The sequence below is a fragment of the Pseudomonas sp. BC42 genome (genome assembly GCF_021560055.1).
Classification (GTDB): domain Bacteria; phylum Pseudomonadota; class Gammaproteobacteria; order Pseudomonadales; family Pseudomonadaceae; genus Aquipseudomonas.
In genome coordinates, this window is the sequence record NZ_CP091067.1 from 1,715,484 (window position 1) to 1,729,611 (window position 14,128).

Annotated in this window: 22 protein-coding genes, 1 tRNA gene and 1 pseudogene; 9 read left to right on the forward strand and 15 right to left on the reverse strand. The window is 52.8% G+C overall.

What is annotated here, in order from left to right; translation table 11 throughout:
- Positions 1-270: 270 nt before the first annotated feature.
- Positions 271-492, reverse strand: a complete 222-nt coding sequence (locus L1O02_RS08145) for a hypothetical protein (protein WP_146189194.1) — start codon at positions 490-492, stop codon at positions 271-273.
- Positions 493-537: 45 nt separating this feature from the next.
- On the opposite strand from L1O02_RS08145, the gene L1O02_RS08150 reads away from it, so the two are divergent.
- Positions 538-614: transfer RNA gene (locus tag L1O02_RS08150), tRNA-Arg, on the forward strand.
- Positions 615-721: 107 nt separating this feature from the next.
- Here the strand turns inward: L1O02_RS08150 and L1O02_RS08155 are convergent.
- On the reverse strand, positions 722-1,390 hold the full coding sequence (locus L1O02_RS08155; protein ID WP_235759763.1) for a hypothetical protein: 669 nt from the start codon (positions 1,388-1,390) through the stop codon (positions 722-724).
- A 60-nt stretch (positions 1,391-1,450) separates the two neighbouring features.
- A pseudogene (locus L1O02_RS08160) lies at positions 1,451-1,579 on the reverse strand (serine recombinase); the annotation flags it as partial.
- Between the two features lie 136 nt (positions 1,580-1,715).
- On the opposite strand from L1O02_RS08160, the gene L1O02_RS08165 reads away from it, so the two are divergent.
- Complete coding sequence (locus tag L1O02_RS08165; protein WP_235759764.1) at positions 1,716-2,393, forward strand: hypothetical protein; 678 nt, start codon at positions 1,716-1,718, stop codon at positions 2,391-2,393.
- Here L1O02_RS08165 and L1O02_RS08170 read toward each other — a convergent pair.
- Complete coding sequence (locus tag L1O02_RS08170; protein WP_235759765.1) at positions 2,390-3,010, reverse strand: recombinase family protein; 621 nt, start codon at positions 3,008-3,010, stop codon at positions 2,390-2,392. The two genes, L1O02_RS08165 and L1O02_RS08170, sit on opposite strands and share 4 nt — an antisense overlap.
- 170 nt (positions 3,011-3,180) lie before the next feature.
- Here L1O02_RS08170 and L1O02_RS08175 point away from each other — a divergent pair, with 170 nt between their 5' ends.
- On the forward strand, positions 3,181-3,852 hold the full coding sequence (locus L1O02_RS08175; protein WP_146189195.1) for a hypothetical protein: 672 nt from the start codon (positions 3,181-3,183) through the stop codon (positions 3,850-3,852).
- Positions 3,853-4,008: 156 nt separating this feature from the next.
- On the opposite strand, the gene L1O02_RS08180 is transcribed toward L1O02_RS08175, so the two are convergent.
- The 8 genes from L1O02_RS08180 to L1O02_RS08215 form a co-directional block, all read right to left on the reverse strand.
- Complete coding sequence (locus L1O02_RS08180; protein ID WP_235759766.1) at positions 4,009-4,584, reverse strand: tail assembly protein; 576 nt, start codon at positions 4,582-4,584, stop codon at positions 4,009-4,011.
- The gene (locus L1O02_RS08185; protein ID WP_235759767.1) at positions 4,581-4,901 is read right to left on the reverse strand and encodes a hypothetical protein; all 321 of its coding nucleotides are present in this window, start codon (positions 4,899-4,901) and stop codon (positions 4,581-4,583) included. The genes L1O02_RS08180 and L1O02_RS08185 overlap by 4 nt, the downstream gene beginning before the upstream one ends.
- Positions 4,902-4,985: 84 nt before the next feature.
- Positions 4,986-5,873 carry a hypothetical protein gene (locus L1O02_RS08190; protein WP_235759768.1) on the reverse strand — a complete coding sequence of 296 codons (888 nt, stop codon included), beginning with the start codon at positions 5,871-5,873 and terminating at the stop codon, positions 4,986-4,988.
- Positions 5,870-6,088: a hypothetical protein gene (locus L1O02_RS08195; protein ID WP_235759769.1), complete on the reverse strand. Its 219-nt coding sequence runs from the start codon at positions 6,086-6,088 to the stop codon at positions 5,870-5,872. The genes L1O02_RS08190 and L1O02_RS08195 overlap by 4 nt, the downstream gene beginning before the upstream one ends.
- Complete coding sequence (locus L1O02_RS08200; protein WP_235759770.1) at positions 6,075-6,506, reverse strand: hypothetical protein; 432 nt, start codon at positions 6,504-6,506, stop codon at positions 6,075-6,077. Before L1O02_RS08200 ends, L1O02_RS08195 begins: the two co-directional genes overlap by 14 nt.
- Positions 6,503-6,940, reverse strand: a complete 438-nt coding sequence (locus L1O02_RS08205) for a DUF5681 domain-containing protein (RefSeq protein WP_219737507.1) — start codon at positions 6,938-6,940, stop codon at positions 6,503-6,505. Before L1O02_RS08205 ends, L1O02_RS08200 begins: the two co-directional genes overlap by 4 nt.
- On the reverse strand, positions 6,924-7,109 hold the full coding sequence (locus tag L1O02_RS08210; protein WP_108545388.1) for a hypothetical protein: 186 nt from the start codon (positions 7,107-7,109) through the stop codon (positions 6,924-6,926). The genes L1O02_RS08205 and L1O02_RS08210 overlap by 17 nt, the downstream gene beginning before the upstream one ends.
- Positions 7,110-7,310: 201 nt before the next feature.
- On the reverse strand, positions 7,311-7,481 hold the full coding sequence (locus L1O02_RS08215; RefSeq protein WP_235759771.1) for a hypothetical protein: 171 nt from the start codon (positions 7,479-7,481) through the stop codon (positions 7,311-7,313).
- A gap of 618 nt (positions 7,482-8,099) precedes the next feature.
- On the opposite strand from L1O02_RS08215, the gene L1O02_RS08220 reads away from it, so the two are divergent.
- From L1O02_RS08220 to L1O02_RS08240, 5 genes are all read left to right on the forward strand, one after another.
- Entirely contained in the window at positions 8,100-10,097 is a 1,998-nt protein-coding gene (locus tag L1O02_RS08220) for an AAA family ATPase (protein WP_235759772.1), read from the forward strand.
- Between the two features lie 577 nt (positions 10,098-10,674).
- The gene (locus L1O02_RS08225; protein WP_235759773.1) at positions 10,675-10,899 is read left to right on the forward strand and encodes a hypothetical protein; all 225 of its coding nucleotides are present in this window, start codon (positions 10,675-10,677) and stop codon (positions 10,897-10,899) included.
- Between the two features lie 113 nt (positions 10,900-11,012).
- Positions 11,013-11,198, forward strand: coding sequence for a hypothetical protein (locus L1O02_RS08230; protein ID WP_235759774.1), 186 nt, complete (start codon positions 11,013-11,015; stop codon positions 11,196-11,198).
- Complete coding sequence (locus tag L1O02_RS08235; RefSeq protein WP_235759775.1) at positions 11,195-11,443, forward strand: hypothetical protein; 249 nt, start codon at positions 11,195-11,197, stop codon at positions 11,441-11,443. The genes L1O02_RS08230 and L1O02_RS08235 overlap by 4 nt, the downstream gene beginning before the upstream one ends.
- Positions 11,440-11,766: a hypothetical protein gene (locus L1O02_RS08240; RefSeq protein ID WP_235759776.1), complete on the forward strand. Its 327-nt coding sequence runs from the start codon at positions 11,440-11,442 to the stop codon at positions 11,764-11,766. The genes L1O02_RS08235 and L1O02_RS08240 overlap by 4 nt, the downstream gene beginning before the upstream one ends.
- Positions 11,767-12,765: 999 nt before the next feature.
- On the opposite strand, the gene L1O02_RS08245 is transcribed toward L1O02_RS08240, so the two are convergent.
- The 3 genes from L1O02_RS08245 to L1O02_RS08255 all read right to left on the reverse strand — a co-directional run bounded on the left by L1O02_RS08245 (position 12,766) and on the right by L1O02_RS08255 (position 13,491).
- On the reverse strand, positions 12,766-12,966 hold the full coding sequence (locus L1O02_RS08245) for a helix-turn-helix domain-containing protein (RefSeq protein WP_207239789.1): 201 nt from the start codon (positions 12,964-12,966) through the stop codon (positions 12,766-12,768).
- Between the two features lie 139 nt (positions 12,967-13,105).
- Positions 13,106-13,294, reverse strand: a complete 189-nt coding sequence (locus L1O02_RS08250; protein ID WP_235759777.1) for a hypothetical protein — start codon at positions 13,292-13,294, stop codon at positions 13,106-13,108.
- The gene (locus tag L1O02_RS08255) at positions 13,291-13,491 is read right to left on the reverse strand and encodes a helix-turn-helix domain-containing protein (protein ID WP_235759778.1); all 201 of its coding nucleotides are present in this window, start codon (positions 13,489-13,491) and stop codon (positions 13,291-13,293) included. Before L1O02_RS08255 ends, L1O02_RS08250 begins: the two co-directional genes overlap by 4 nt.
- Before the next feature lie 116 nt (positions 13,492-13,607).
- On the opposite strand from L1O02_RS08255, the gene L1O02_RS08260 reads away from it, so the two are divergent.
- Positions 13,608-14,126, forward strand: a complete 519-nt coding sequence (locus L1O02_RS08260) for a hypothetical protein (protein ID WP_235759779.1) — start codon at positions 13,608-13,610, stop codon at positions 14,124-14,126.
- Positions 14,127-14,128: the final 2 nt, after the last annotated feature.

Below are 14,128 nucleotides of genomic sequence, written 5' to 3' on the forward strand. Positions count from 1 at the left end.
TGCGCATTGTTAAATAGCCCTGCGTATATTTTGTTTGGTGCTGGGTTGCTGCTGATGCTGCCTATTGGGCTGTTGGGCAGAAGAGCTGGGCTGGGTGTTGATTATCGACAGGTACGGTTTAGGGGCTTGCTTGTAATTAGGAGGGACGGGCTGGCAGATCTGGCGTTGTCTACAGGTTGAAGGTGCAAGGTCGCAAGCACGATGGTGGCGATCACATTCAATAGAAGCAGAGCACTGTGTATAGGCGTTATCTCTGCATTCTTCATCTGCTTACTCAGGCAGCTCGCGTGCTAGGAGTTTATCCTTAAATAAATCCTTTAAAAACAAAGACTTGATTTGGTGGCGAAAGAGCGGCCAATTGTATTTTGCAAGGATTGCTGTTGATGGTGATGCAATTTGCAAGCTGGGATCGTCAGCTAACAAATCGCTTCTGGCCGTTCGTGTAAAAAGCCCTATGGATGACATGACAAACGTGGCCTTGGCCGTTAACATGCTCGCCGTCCTTTACGCCTGACATCCTCAGGCGCTCGTTGTTTTGTCTCAGTAGCTCAATTGGATAGAGCATCCCCCTCCTAAGGGGAAGGTTGGCAGTTCGAACCTGCCCTGGGACACCATATAATTCAATGCCTCCAGCGATTTAGCTCCTTACTACAATATTTCCATGGGTGCAGGGTGGGTGCATTGGGGTGTGGATTCGGCCACTTTAGCTGCCCCGAGCTATCTAGTTTTCCAAATTCATTGACCGCATCAGCAGGCCCCTTTCTCGCGTGTAAGCAGCCGCTATTTCCGGGCTCACCAGTTCATCCTTCTTGGGCACAGCACGCTTCGGCAGTTGCTCATCTGCATACTGTTTTAGCTGAGGGAAGACCCAGGCCTTGTCCGCTGGATCGGTCACATTGTCCTTAAATATGAAAATGTCTTTCTTCAGCTCTTCCATCCGGGCTATCAATCGACTGGGATCAGCCTTCCCAGACTCTCGCTTGATATAGTCGATTTCGTCGGCAATTTTTTTCAACGTCCCGCATACGCCGGTTCTGGCTTCCGTACGCAGCACGCAATCGTGGCGAGATTTTGTGAGGAACAAACTCTCGGATATCGCATATTCGGATACCCGCTTCGAGTCTACGGCAAGCATTTCCACACCCTGTCTAAATGAAGGGTACTGGGATATGCCGGCAAAAAGGGTTCCTAAAATGGTCAGATAGATTTTGAGCGACCCCTCCTTGAGCTCAACGTCTGTACCGACTTCTTTGTAGAGAAAAAACTCCGCTCTCACGCCCAGAAATGATTCCAGCTGCGTTTTCAATGCTGCTTCGTCAAGGTTTTCTGGAACCGGATCAATATGGAGATATGCTTGGCAAATTATGCTTTTGTCGATGTAGTCGGCCAATTGGAATTCCCTTTTCGTTTCGGCGGAGAGTGCCGAAAGACACGTTAAGCGGCTTGGCCACTACTTTGCAATTGCGGCCATATCTCGAATGCGGAGCACGGTGGTAATGGAGTAGGCGGCGTGCCGGGCCGTCACGAGCTTGTGCAGATCGGCGTCGACCGGGTGGCCCTGATACTTGCCCTCGTTCTTCTCCGTATCCTAGGGAGGGGGGGGGGCAGCACTTCGCTCGATTACGTGAGCTATACATAGTGCGGAGTAGTGCGCAGTAGTGGCATTTTCATATTGCGCTGGTTCCGATCAAGTCAAGGACGAAGGAGAAGCGCAAATGGTCAGTTACCCGCAGCGTGTTTGGGACAATATCGTTCCGCTCTCTGTTGGCAAGACGCTGCCAGAGGCTTTTGAGGAATGGTCTTTCAAAGATGTGGTAAGGGATCACGAGCACCCAACTGAGACGTGTGAGCTTTGTGATCAGGAGTCGCTTCGCTATCAGTTTGAGATTCGAAACGCACTCACGGGCCACGCGCTTTGGGTCGGCTCTCAGTGCATCCTCAGGTTCGGTGTTTCGGTATTTGAAGCGGGCCGCAAACTCTCGGCAAAGGACACACAGAAAAAACTAGATCGTTTGACGCAGAAGATGCGCGACGATGCTTGCTTGCGATCACTGCAGAAGCTCGCCGACGCAGAGGGTGGTTCAATACTCGCGAATGCCCTTCGCTACTACGAAGGTCATGGGTACCTTTCTCCGAAATTCGCCTTCGTGGTTCTGTGGCGGCTGAAGGAAAACCACATCGACCATAGCCCTTCGTTTTTCAAGGTTGCCCTTCGTCGCGATCAGCATAAAAAGGACTTGCAAGAGATGAAGCTGTCGAACGTTCACATGATCTGGCCGGCACTGTCGTCATCTCAGCGTGAACTAGCGATAAGGCTTGGGCATCGCGCACCACCACCGACGTTGTCACCTCTCTCATCATTTCCAAACCTTCCGCCCTTGCCTCTACCCTAAGAAGGGTTACTTTGGTCCCTGATCTTCATAACCGTCGTGGTTGAGCATGACGCGTGTCGAGCTGCGGCGCGAATTCCAAGGCCTGCCGCCAGCAGCTCCTTCACACGCTTGTGCAGATCCTTATTAATCGGACGACCTTGGTACTTGCCTTCGGCTTTCGCCTTCTCGATTCCTTGGGCTTGGCGTTCGCGGCGCTGCTCGTAATCCTTGCGAGCAATGGCGGCCATCATTTCCACTAGCATTGAGTTGATCGCCCCTAGCATTCGTCCGGTGAACTCGTCGCCCTTGGTGTCCTGCATTCCTTGGTGGCTGGTCGGCAGATCAAGCGCGACGATGCGTAATCCCTTGGAGTCGATAGTGGCCTTGAGCTTCTGCCAGTCCTCCACAGGAAGGCGTGAGAGGCGATCTATTGACTCCACCAGCAGCACGTCACCCTTGCGGGCGTCCTTGAGCAGGCGCAGCAGCTCAGGCCGATCTGCGGTTGCTCCGCTGGCGTTCTCTAGGTACTCGCAGGCAATGACTTTGTTCTGGTCGCTGGCAAACTTCTCGAGAGCTGTGCGAGCGCGTCCAGCATCTTGCTCGTCGGTTGAGGCTCGAAGGTAAGCGCGGATGAACATAATGCAGCCTGTATCAGTTAGGGTGTTGTCCTAACACTGTTGCATTTTGGGTGTTACATATCAAGTGAAAAGGCTGGGAAAGGTGGAATCTGCCTGTATCAGCCTAGGCATACCATGTGAAACATCCTGGTAATAGGTATCATGGCCTTTTGATTTTGGCCTTCTTCTAGATGAAAAATCACTACTCTGTCGGGTTCTACGGGCTGCTGGCTGCGTTCACCATACTTGTTTGTGCGCTTTTTTATTCGACGTTTACAGATGGGAGGCCTGAGAGCACAGATAAGGCATTCAGTTTAATAAGTGCTGTATCTGCTCTTATTCAGACCATTGCCGCAGTTTTGGTCGCGGGGCTTGCTTTTAAAGGATGGAATAGCTGGAAGTTGCAAATCGTTCATGGAAAGGCTTTAGGCGTTGTTTGGGATGCTAATGTGGCGCTAAGGGAAGTGGAAGCTGCCATGAATGTCCTAGAGGCTCGATGGATTCGTTCGTATGCTGAAGGATCTGATCAATCGACAGAATTAGATGAAGCGGGAATCGTGGGTAAGGCTTTACGATCGTTCAGAGATCAGTGTGTTCTGCTTGATAAGGTAGTCGTTAAAAACGAATGGGAATGGCAAAACTATTCTAATGATCTTTACGCTTGCATTAGAGGGCTGGTCGATGAGCAGAAAAAGGAAAAGTATGTTGCTGTCGATAGTCGTAGGCCGGCTAGCACGCGTGGTGTAGGTAGCATTTTAAATAGGAAAACGGATGAGTCAGTGGCGGAGAAGAGGGACGCCTTCAAAGCGGTCACTGATACGATTGCTACAAAGCTTTCGGCGTTAGAGGCTGAATATCTCTAAGTGCACGTAAGCCTGTCAGCGTTACTCAAGCTTGACTCTCAGCGTAGAACAGCTGCGCTGATGAATGCCCCTCCTGCCGTTTTCCCTAACAAAGCTGTATCAGTTTGTCGGATGCCGTAGTGTTCTTGGTGCTACCGAACACGTAGGTCATTTTGCCTACATCTGATCTTCAGAGTAGATCCCGGCGCTGATAACCGCGCTACCGACAATCATCCGGCCGTAGAGCAGCGGAACAGGGTTGCCCTGGACACTGGTGTTCACAGCTCCGTTGAAGCTGTAGCTGGGCCGGTTGTTGGGTGTGTCCTGGGTGCCCAGCCCCTTGGCTTGAGGGCTGAGCATCTGAATAACGCCGCCGGCTAGCATGGCAAGACCTACGGGCAGAACAGGTGAGTAAACCAAGCCCACAACGACGAGCACCGCACCGACGATGGTTTGAAGCATTCCAGCTCGCTTAGAGCCTGTAATGACCGGCGATATGCGAATCACTCCTTTGCCGGTGGGCTTCAGCAAGTCGTCTTGGCTTATGTTTTCCTTGCCGTTGAAAACCGCGAATGTCAGCCCTTTGCTGGCACTCTCGATCATGAACTGCTCAAAACCCGCAAACTGCTTGAAGTAACCCATGATGTCCCGCCAACCTGCGCTGGTGGCTACTCGATGCTCACGCCGTCCTGTGATTTTTGCGAGCTGACCATAGACCAAAACGGTTTGCATCTTCTCACCATGAACGTTCATTCAGATTTAGCCTTTTGATCGTCTACAAGTTGTTGTGCCAGGCGAGTGCGGCTGGCCTGGCAATCCAAGATCAGTTGCGGGGTTATGGCTGGGTGGTCCTGATAGCTGCAGGATTCGACCTTGGCGTTTCGGCACGAGCTCTTCAGATAACCCGCGACGATTGCTGCCTCAGCTTCAGTGAAGAATGGGCCGTCCACTTCGTGAGCTTGGCCAAGACTGACAATTCGTACCGAGTAGGCAATATGCCGATCTGGCTTGCCCACTCGCTCGAGATTTGTCGTTTTGCAGGCTTCTGCAAATTGGTCTGACACGGTCATCAGGTGTCCCTCGGTGCTGCGAGGCTCATAAGTGAGCCTCTATCTAGATGTTCTGAATTTAAGAAGGTCGAGTTCTAGCTGCTTCTAGGCTGCCTTGTCGTCGTTGGTGGAGCCTTCGTCGTCTGCATCTGCAGGCTCATCATCCCCAGGGTTGGCTGATTCTTTTTTCGTGGTGTGAGCACGAGAGGGGAGGTTGCCGAGCCAATCGCGCAGCAGCTCAGAGCCGTCGCAACCCTGGCGCCACTTCTCAAATCGCAGCTTGTAACCATTGGTGTTATCCACCATTCCGCACAGCCCTATGCATACCTGGGCCGTGGTGGTCATCACGTCGTCGTACAGCTTCAACATTTGGCGCAGGGCTTCCAGATCTTCGGCACGAGAAGCGGCGATGCCCGCTCGCTCCAGGCTGCTGGCCGACTCTGAACTGAGCCCGGAGAGCATTGGGTGTGCACGGAGAACCGCCTCGACAATTTCTGGGTGAGCTCCCTGGCGAGACGCCGCCACCAAAGAGCGTCGTTCCTCCGGAGGCAAACCGCGGACCATCGTGCGTAGCTCCTGGTCAGCCAGGAAGCCAACGACATCCGTATTACTGCGTGGGGAAACAGGTGCGAATCCGCGCTTCACAGTCTCTGAAAGGGTGAGCATATTCTGAGTAACTGACTTGATTGCCGGCACCAGCGCTTCAGTAACCTGATCAATTTTTTCCTTGCTCAGGCGCTCGATGGCAGAGGGGTTGTAGTCCGTATTCGCACGAATCTTCACGATGTCATTTCCAACATCCTTGAAGCATTCCAAAGCCAGGGTTTGCAGCTCGCGGAGCGGACGGAAAAGGGAGCCAGCCTGCCAGGTAGCTTTGGCCCCGTTTTGGTTGAGAATCGAGAAGTTGCGCGATTCCACGGAAATATGGTCGTACTCGGTGTAGTGGACGCTTGCCGAACCGACCTTGAGATTGTTGCGCTTTCCAATTTTCATGATGATTCCTTCAGGTGGCGGCCGGGCTCGGCCGCGGTTGAGGACTGGTATTCGTCCAGAATGTCTTGCAGCGTTTGATTTCTGTGGGGTAACTCGGAGCCGGCAGCATTCGCGCTCAATTCGTCGATCAGATCGCTGATTTGCTTCACGTCCTCGTTGAACGGGTTTTTAGCGGTCTGCCGGCGCAGTTTTTCGACCTGGCTACGGATGTTCATTGCGTGCTTCAACGATCAGGCGGTATTGCTCGGCGGCGTGTTGTTCAACCGTTACGCCTTCAGGTGGCCAAGTGACGATCCATGCTCCTTCAGCGGCGGATACCCGCATTTCCAGAATGCCGACCTGAGGGGTCCGGCCGGCGCGTTCAACCTGGCGTGTGTGGACGATGATGGCCTTGGCCATTTGCTCGCACTGGTCGCTATCCATCTCTGCGAAGGGGAAGAACAGGGAGACATTCCGCCCTTGAATCCGGTAGTCCACGTGATGCCCCGCGGTTTTCGGAAAGTCTTCCTCCGTCTTCAACTCGCTAACGTTTGCTCGAATGACCGCCAGCACGATCAGCAGCACCGTCTCATCTGCTGCGCCGATCTTCTGAGCGATGCGCTGCAGCTCCGCTTTCAACGACTTGATGCTCATTGCTGCATTCCCTCCATTTTTTCGCGGAGTTCTTCGACTGCCTTTTGCAGCTCGGCAACTTCGATCACTCGGGCGACGGCACCTAACCCCTCGATCAGTGCTTTGCCCTGGTCTGGTGGAAGCTCGCCCGCTGCAACAGCGCGAAGGATCGATTTGGCTGCGCTAGGCAGGTCGGAATCGTCCAGCTCAAAGCGCACCGTCTCGGCAGTTGGTTTGATTGGCGGGACCAGGCGCTCGAGGATCAGGCGACAAGCCTGCATATCTCCCTTCTTGGCTGCTGCCAGCACCTTCTTGGTTACCGCATCGGCCCCTTCAGAAAGCTTTGCCCGGATGGCCTGAGTCTGCCCAGATCGCCCACCAGGGTTGCCGGAGTGGCCCTTCTTGAACTGACCTTTGTCTGCCCGCTCCACTGGCGGCTTATCCGGCGCGTGCAAGTCCTGCCCCCATCGTGATTGCGGGTTTGTTTTCTGCCAGGGCAATCAGTAATGCGTTCGCCTCGACATTGCCTTGTTGTGCGGCTGCGCGAAGGCGTGCCCAGGCTGCGGAGATCTCTGCCTTGGTTGGCTTCGATTGCGGGCCGCGTGGCTTGGCTGTGGTGGTCATGGTTGGTCCTCGGTAGAGCCCATTTGAGGACACATTAGGTCTGATATGAACGTTTATCCAGTGCTTTTAGGGTGCACCTTAGGTGCTACACATAACCGGATTAAACGGGACTGAAATAGGTGGAGTGCAGCGGATCAGGAAGGGGATTTTTGTTGCAGTAAATCGATGGTAGGCAAAGTGATACAGGGCTGAGTTTTCAGCTCAGTACTCGGTCTGCTTGCGGTTCATCGAGACTAGGTAGATGTCGGAAAAGTTTCCGGCATCTTTTTTCAGTACGCGAGGCACCTTCTTCATGAAGTCGGCATGATCCAAAACAGGATCATCCGGAAGGCGTTGACCATTGATGAAGTCGACCAGCTCAAGGCTGGACATTGAAACTGTCCGCGCCACGTTTTGCGAATTCTGAAAACGTGGCGCGCAGTTTCTTGAAGCATTCAACGATGGATGCATCCCCCATTGGGGGCTGGGCCCGCCGCTCCATTACGATAGGGCTGGGGCGCGACACGTTTCGTGGAAGAGGTATCCCAAGGTTCTGGGATATCTCGGCTGGCGTGCAAAGCTTGCCGCTCGAGGTGATGCGTCCAAATCTGGACGGATCATCCCCCGCTGGGGGAATACTCCTGATTGTGGGCATCTCAAACCGGGAATTCCCGTTCTGAGAGGGCACAGCCAGTTAGACCTGATTCAATTCTGCTCTAGGGCAGAATTGGGTGGTATGGCGGCTTCACTACCCCATGGTTTAAAGGTGAGCCAGGATCACCTTTACCTGAAGGCGTTGCTGTCACAGCAACGCCTGCTCCAGCCTGCTGTCAGGGGATAGGAGCACAACTTGTATTCAAAGTGTTCAAAAAGCTTGCAGCATTCTGGAAATTGATGAGCAATTTCACTAAAGAAGTTCGCTTACGATTTCTAGATCTATTTCGCAGCAATCGCTTCCTGTACGCTCAGCGTTTTCGCGAAAATTCAGTGATTGACACAGGGAGATATGAGGTGAAATTAGTATCCGCGACGGTTGGTCCATTCCGCTCGATTAATTCTTCACAAGTTGTTGAAATTGATAGAGATGTTACAGTTTTAGTTGGTATGAACGAAGCTGGGAAGACGGTTTTCCTCAAGGCGCTGCATAAAGCTCAAGATGCGCTGGGCCTCGAGAAATTCAATCCTACCGACGACTATCCGCGCAAAGACTACACCTCCTATATGAAGCGCCATCAGGAGGCTCCGGAAACCGCCGTGGCTTTGATCTATCAGCTAGACGATAAGGAAGTTGATGAGATCAACGCTCGGTTCAACACCTCTATTGAGAAAGGATTCAAATTTTCAGTTTCCTTTCTGTATAACAACACCAAAAATATCACCCTTACGGTAGACCAGGCGCCAGTAATTTCTGCAATGGCCCTGACATCCGGTCTCAGCACTGATGCTGCGGCAGCTATCAAAAAGGCTACAAGTCTGCGAAGCGTTGTTGAGGAGCTAAGCGATATCGACTACACCGATGCAGATGGTGAGTTCTTGAATGGTCTCAAGGCTCGGATTGAAAAAACGAGTTGGGAGAACGTCGTACAGTATGAGGTGTGGACCTATGTATCCAAACTGCTTCCCAAGTTTCTCTACTTCAGTGACTACGATTTACTCCCCGGGAAATTAAACCTTAAAGATCTCGCTACTCGAGTGGCGAACGCTAAGGCAGACCCTCATAACGCGCTAAAACAGGTCCAGCCAAAACACCAAGCTGTGCTCGCTCTACTACGTATGGCCGAAGTAGATATAGACGATTTTTCAGGAAGTTCGGGGTATGAAGAACTCAAAGCTAAGGTTGAGGCAGTGTCTATTAGCCTTACCGACCAAGTGCTGGAATTTTGGAAACAGAATGAAGACTTAGAGGTAGAGGTTGATATCCGTTCTGATGTTACTGATGAGGCGCCATTCAACGATGGTCCAAATCTGTATTTACGTATCAAGAATCGTCGTCATCGTGGTGTAACAACGCCATTTGATCAAAGAAGTCGAGGTTTTATTTGGTTCTTCAGTTTTCTAGTTTGGTTCGATAGTGTTCAACAACAGCTTGATCCAGCGGGTACACCTTTGCATAAGCAATTGATTCTCCTGCTTGATGAGCCTGGTCTTGCGCTGCACGCCTTAGCTCAAGCTGACTTTCTACGATACATTGATGCTTTGGCTGACGATCATCAAGTTATCTACACGACGCACTCGCCTTTCATGGTGCATTCGAATAGGTTACACCAAGTTCGAGTTGTCGAAGATAAGGCCGCAATAGGGACAGTTATCTCTGATAATATTTCAGGATCGGATGCACGAACAATCTTTCCATTGCAGGCTGCGTTAGGGTGGAATCTGGCGCAGAATCTTTTCATCACAACGAGAAATTTGTTAGTGGAGGGGCCGTCAGAGCTCGCTTACCTACAAACTGTATCTGCGCTAGTTCAAGCTGATGGCGGTAATGGGCTGCCGGATAATATAACTATAGTTCCAGTAGGTGGTCTCAATAACGTTGCAACATTTGTATCACTTCTGGGGGCGAATGGACTGGAATTGGCGGTGTTACATGATTACAGTGGAAAGCCAGAGCAAAAGCTTGACGGTTTGATTCAACAAAGACTACTTGCTCAGAAATCGGTTTTCAATGCGTCTCAGTTTCGTGACTTGGAAAATCTCGGCCACAACAGTGTTCCTAGTGATATTGAGGACTTGTTTGATGTCGCGCTCTATCTTGATTACTTCAACAAGGTCTATGCGAAAGCACTAGGTGATACGCCCATTCTAGAGTCGGATCTGCCTGAGGGAGATCGTATAGTGCATCGTATCGAGCGCGCCTTGATAACTAAAAAGATTAACGTACGCCCTACGGGCGGTTTCAATCATTATGCAGTAGCAGCGGCTTTTTCCACCTCTCCACCCGAGCATCTGAGCGAAGAAACCCTTACTCGATTTAGTGCTCTTTTCAAAGCAATTTCTAGCGCTGTATAGCATCGAAGGATGCTATGTGTTTTTGAATCAGTGAGGCCTAATCAGTCTCACTGAGACGAAGTCGCCACAGATCGCGAGATTTCACCGTGTAAGATAGGCATAGCAGAGCTTTTACCTGGGAGATGCACTCAATGCTGAGTACATCTCCCGGAGCCCCTATCTCAGTCATCGATTGCGACTACCTGCCCAACTCGGCAAAGACCAAAATCCCGCCAGAGCAGGCCCTGCTGATCACGCAGAGCCGCGTCGCTCGCCGATGAATTCGAGCAGAAGGCGCTTGCCCAGCTCACCAGGGACGCAACCTCAGCGCTGGCCGCCGGCGCCGATCCGCGCCAGGTCATCCGGCAGATGCGGCTGTAATTTCTTCAAATTGAGGGAACCGAGGTATTCACCACTGGTGGGAACCCAGTCCTTTTACGACCTACTTACGAAACTAGCGGATTTCGGTAGATGCCTGAGGTACTGGGCTGCGATTTCAGCGCAGTGAGTACGGCCAGCAAAAGTTGCACGTTACCCCTTGCGTAACTAGTCACGATGATTCAGTATGGCGTTGTCGTAACTAGTCACGGATAAATAGATGGCCGACGAGCAGAAACAGCCCCGTTCAGCAGCTGAGCGCCAAAGGCTCTACAAGGAGCGGCAACGCGAAGCAGGGTTTCGATTGACCGCCTTATGGATTCACGAACAAACGGAGCAGGAAGGGCGCCAGGCGGCGCGAGAAGGGAGGCCACTCAAGCCTCAGGGAAGTAAAGATCCCGTGAGCTGGGCAATTGGATGGTTGAACGAGAAGGGTAAGCAGTAAATACCCCAGATTCCGGGGATTTAAATGTGGGGGAATCCCACTTTTGAGAGGTGCCAGGCCGCTGCGTCAACAGCGGCCTGGCGATCACACGACGAATCTTGAAGGAACACGTCATGCAATTTAAACAGAATACCATCCAAATTTTGGACGCGCACGACCGAGTCATCACTACCATGGTGCTGCCGGCCAACATCAAACTGACCGAGCTCGCACCGTTGAAGATCCTGGGCGACATCAGTGTCAAGGTGTTGCCTTGCTCCACTCTCTTTGCCGGAATCGGCGCAGGGGGTGTGCAATGAAACTGCAGATCCACGCCAATGTAGCCAGCGACGCTATCGACTTGATCCACTCAACCCGCGAGCACGTGACCTGGCTTACGGCACTGCTCAATGCCGTACGTGCGGACGTTATCCACGGTAAGGGGCACAACGTCCAAGCCCTGACCGGCCTAGGCCAGTACATCGGAGACGACTGGGCCAATTACCTAGACTGCCAGGCCGCAGAGCTGCAAGAGAAGCTCGACTCGTTGGAGGTAGACCAATGAGCCCGGCCATCCAAACGCGAGAGGACATGAGCTTCACCAGGCGGGACGACCAGGGGCGCCTTATCAATTGGCCGCGGAACAACCCCGGCGCGGCTGAGGACTGGCGCAAGGGGGCTGCGTTCTTTGACTGCGAGGTTTGCGAGCTGGCGAGTCATGATGAAACTGAGGCATTTGACGCCATCCGGTTCGCGCTACTTGGTATGGGCGGCTGGTACACGAATCTTGAGGTCGGATTCGTTGATCGTGTTGCACGAGCCGCGGTGACGGGGCTGCGAGGTCTACGGGGCGGTACCGAGCAGTTCGAGCCCGCAGATCGGGACTGACAAACTACGAAACCTTCGCAGTATCAAGGGCACTACCCCGAAACAGGGTGGTGCCCTTTTTCATTGGCGGGCGGTTGGTGCCATCTCGGCAAAGTAGATTAGGTGGAGCTGTATGCCTCCAACCACTCATCAACACTCTGATCCTGGGGTGGCTTAGGGGTAGGCAAATCAGTTATGGAGGCTGTCTTGTTATCGTCCCTTCTTGTTAACTTGTTTTCGTAGTTTGAAACACACGTAGTTCGAATCGGCTGTAACCCGCGCAGTGTATGGGTTTGCGCTGTTTCCTTGTGCCCTGACGTTGTGCCCTCCTTGTGCCCTAGTTGTGCCTCAGTTGTGCCCAAGTTGTGCCCTAGAACTGCTAGGCGCGCTTGGTCTGCGGTGATGGTCACAGGTTGGAGCGACTGCACATTAAGCCGGTCCTTTTTCACCTCGCCAGCCAGCAAGATGCTGGACAGCTTTCCCATGCACTTGTGGAACCGCTGCATCCGCTCAGGCAGTGGTAGACCAGTGCTCTGCCAGAACTTGCAAAACTGGCTTCGCTTGCCGACACGGAACTCACCGGCTGGAAGAGGTGCGCCAGCTTTGCCTCCTACCGTTGTGCGTTTGCGGGTCAGGTCCACATTGAAAATGGCGTAGGCAGTTTCGCCAGTCAGTACCGATGTGAAGCGAAGGGTCACGCCGGCCGATTTGTGCTCTCCGTACCGGCCCGTGCTATAGCCTTCATACCTGAATGCATCGACTCCAATTGCCGCCAGTACCGATCGGCAAATCTCCAGTGCTTTTTGATCCATCCACTCAGGCGGTACGGGCTTGCCGCTCGCCGGTTGAATGGCGAGCTGCCCAAGCTCGATGCTAACCGTGTCGCCGCGGCTAAGTAGTTTTGTGGCTAGGCATTCCACTGAATCGACCTCAGCGTAATCCGGCTGGGTAACCAAACCAGTAGTTCACAGGCAGGCGCGGGGGTGTCCTCAAAACTGAGGACACCCCCGCTTTTCTGGTTTACGACGCTTCGCGCATGAGGATGTACTTGGCGACGCGGTGAGGCGGGCGGCCAGGCTCAGTGGACTGGTGCGTCCAGTAGGTGTGGATCTCGTGCCCCTTTTTCCTGAGGCGGCGAATGGTGTTAGGCGGCTGGACGATATCCAGGTCCTTGGCGGCTTCGATGGTCGATACCGGCCCGTTGCGCAGGGCCTCCATCATCTTGGAGTCTTGCTCAGTTGAAGAATGGCGTGTCATAGTTTGCCCTTCACGTTGGTGCTATCCAGTGTGTTTTCGCCAAGGCGGTGTTCCCGCACCGCCTTGGTAATTTCTCGCGGAACCCTGCGCGGTTCATTCCTGATCATTTGTCGCTAGGCTCATCGACGAAACGGCTCAGCACGAGCCAGAGGACGGCGGATTTCTCTTCCTCCCAGCGCTTGCTTAAGCGTTCGTATTCGGTGGTGAGGGTGTTCATCCCCTGCATGGCCCGGAACGTGTCGCAGGCCAACTCAAGCATCAGGTGCTCTTTGTTGGTAAATTCCAGAATCATCGTGCACCGTCCCTAGCTGCGCGTTCGATCCACGCCTTCAGCTCAGTCATCAAAATCAACCGTCGCCGGCCAAGTTTGAAGGCTTTCAGATCTCCGCTAGCTATAAGTTCGTAAATCCCGGAACGCGAATGGCCGACGATCCTCGCGGCGTCCTCGACGCTTACCGAAAGCGGTGCGAACTGTTCTGCTTGGCTCATGTGTTTATCCTTGATCGGTGGGGCGGACTGTACGATACTCGTCCGGACGTAAGCATCGTATTTGTAAGTAACATGATCTGCAAGCACAAATTTTGTAAGCGCTTTGGAGTCACCCAATGGCAAACCGCTCAAAAAAGGTAGTTCTGTCGACCAGGATTGCCCCATATTTAAAGAGTGGGCTTGAGCTATGCGCCCGCGCTCGGAACATGAAAATTGTCGAGACGATAGAAGAGCTCATTGAGCACGCGCTTATGACAAACAGCATTGACTCTCCCTTCCCAGATAAAAATGGGAGCAGAGGCAAGGCGTCGGTCTTGAGTGTTGTGGAGTGGTTGTGGAGCGATGACCCGATTATCTACACGCTTCGCCTAGGGTTTATCAGCGACCAGCTGGTAGACCGAGAAACCTATGTGGTGTGCGTTGAGACCACGACAGCTAGGTTCAAGGGAGATTTTGACCTCTTTGAGGAACCACGAAAACGGGCTACCTACAAAGATGTGTACAAAACTACCGCTTTAAATATCGAAAAAATCCGGGAGGAGTGGGAGGACCTTTGCGCTTACGCTAAGTTTGTTGAGGCGAATAAGCCCATGAAGATTGATTACGAGGATTTTCTGAGAATGGCCAGAGGTTAGGG

Excerpts from the sequence above, each read along its gene's own strand:
- L1O02_RS08145 (WP_146189194.1), bottom strand. The coding sequence starts at position 492 with ATGTTAACGGCCAAGGCCACGTTTGTCATGTCATCCATAGGGCTTTTT.
- L1O02_RS08165 (WP_235759764.1), top strand. The coding sequence starts at position 1,716 with ATGGTCAGTTACCCGCAGCGTGTTTGGGACAATATCGTTCCGCTCTCT.
- L1O02_RS08170 (WP_235759765.1), bottom strand. The coding sequence starts at position 3,010 with ATGTTCATCCGCGCTTACCTTCGAGCCTCAACCGACGAGCAAGATGCT.
- L1O02_RS08175 (WP_146189195.1), top strand. The coding sequence starts at position 3,181 with ATGAAAAATCACTACTCTGTCGGGTTCTACGGGCTGCTGGCTGCGTTC.
- L1O02_RS08180 (WP_235759766.1), bottom strand. The coding sequence starts at position 4,584 with ATGAACGTTCATGGTGAGAAGATGCAAACCGTTTTGGTCTATGGTCAG.
- L1O02_RS08185 (WP_235759767.1), bottom strand. The coding sequence starts at position 4,901 with ATGACCGTGTCAGACCAATTTGCAGAAGCCTGCAAAACGACAAATCTC.
- L1O02_RS08190 (WP_235759768.1), bottom strand. The coding sequence starts at position 5,873 with ATGAAAATTGGAAAGCGCAACAATCTCAAGGTCGGTTCGGCAAGCGTC.
- L1O02_RS08195 (WP_235759769.1), bottom strand. The coding sequence starts at position 6,088 with ATGAACATCCGTAGCCAGGTCGAAAAACTGCGCCGGCAGACCGCTAAA.
- L1O02_RS08200 (WP_235759770.1), bottom strand. The coding sequence starts at position 6,506 with ATGAGCATCAAGTCGTTGAAAGCGGAGCTGCAGCGCATCGCTCAGAAG.
- L1O02_RS08210 (WP_108545388.1), bottom strand. The coding sequence starts at position 7,109 with ATGACCACCACAGCCAAGCCACGCGGCCCGCAATCGAAGCCAACCAAG.
- L1O02_RS08215 (WP_235759771.1), bottom strand. The coding sequence starts at position 7,481 with ATGTCCAGCCTTGAGCTGGTCGACTTCATCAATGGTCAACGCCTTCCG.
- L1O02_RS08225 (WP_235759773.1), top strand. The coding sequence starts at position 10,675 with ATGGCCGACGAGCAGAAACAGCCCCGTTCAGCAGCTGAGCGCCAAAGG.
- L1O02_RS08230 (WP_235759774.1), top strand. The coding sequence starts at position 11,013 with ATGCAATTTAAACAGAATACCATCCAAATTTTGGACGCGCACGACCGA.
- L1O02_RS08235 (WP_235759775.1), top strand. The coding sequence starts at position 11,195 with ATGAAACTGCAGATCCACGCCAATGTAGCCAGCGACGCTATCGACTTG.
- L1O02_RS08240 (WP_235759776.1), top strand. The coding sequence starts at position 11,440 with ATGAGCCCGGCCATCCAAACGCGAGAGGACATGAGCTTCACCAGGCGG.
- L1O02_RS08245 (WP_207239789.1), bottom strand. The coding sequence starts at position 12,966 with ATGATGGAGGCCCTGCGCAACGGGCCGGTATCGACCATCGAAGCCGCC.
- L1O02_RS08250 (WP_235759777.1), bottom strand. The coding sequence starts at position 13,294 with ATGATTCTGGAATTTACCAACAAAGAGCACCTGATGCTTGAGTTGGCC.
- L1O02_RS08255 (WP_235759778.1), bottom strand. The coding sequence starts at position 13,491 with ATGAGCCAAGCAGAACAGTTCGCACCGCTTTCGGTAAGCGTCGAGGAC.
- L1O02_RS08260 (WP_235759779.1), top strand. The coding sequence starts at position 13,608 with ATGGCAAACCGCTCAAAAAAGGTAGTTCTGTCGACCAGGATTGCCCCA.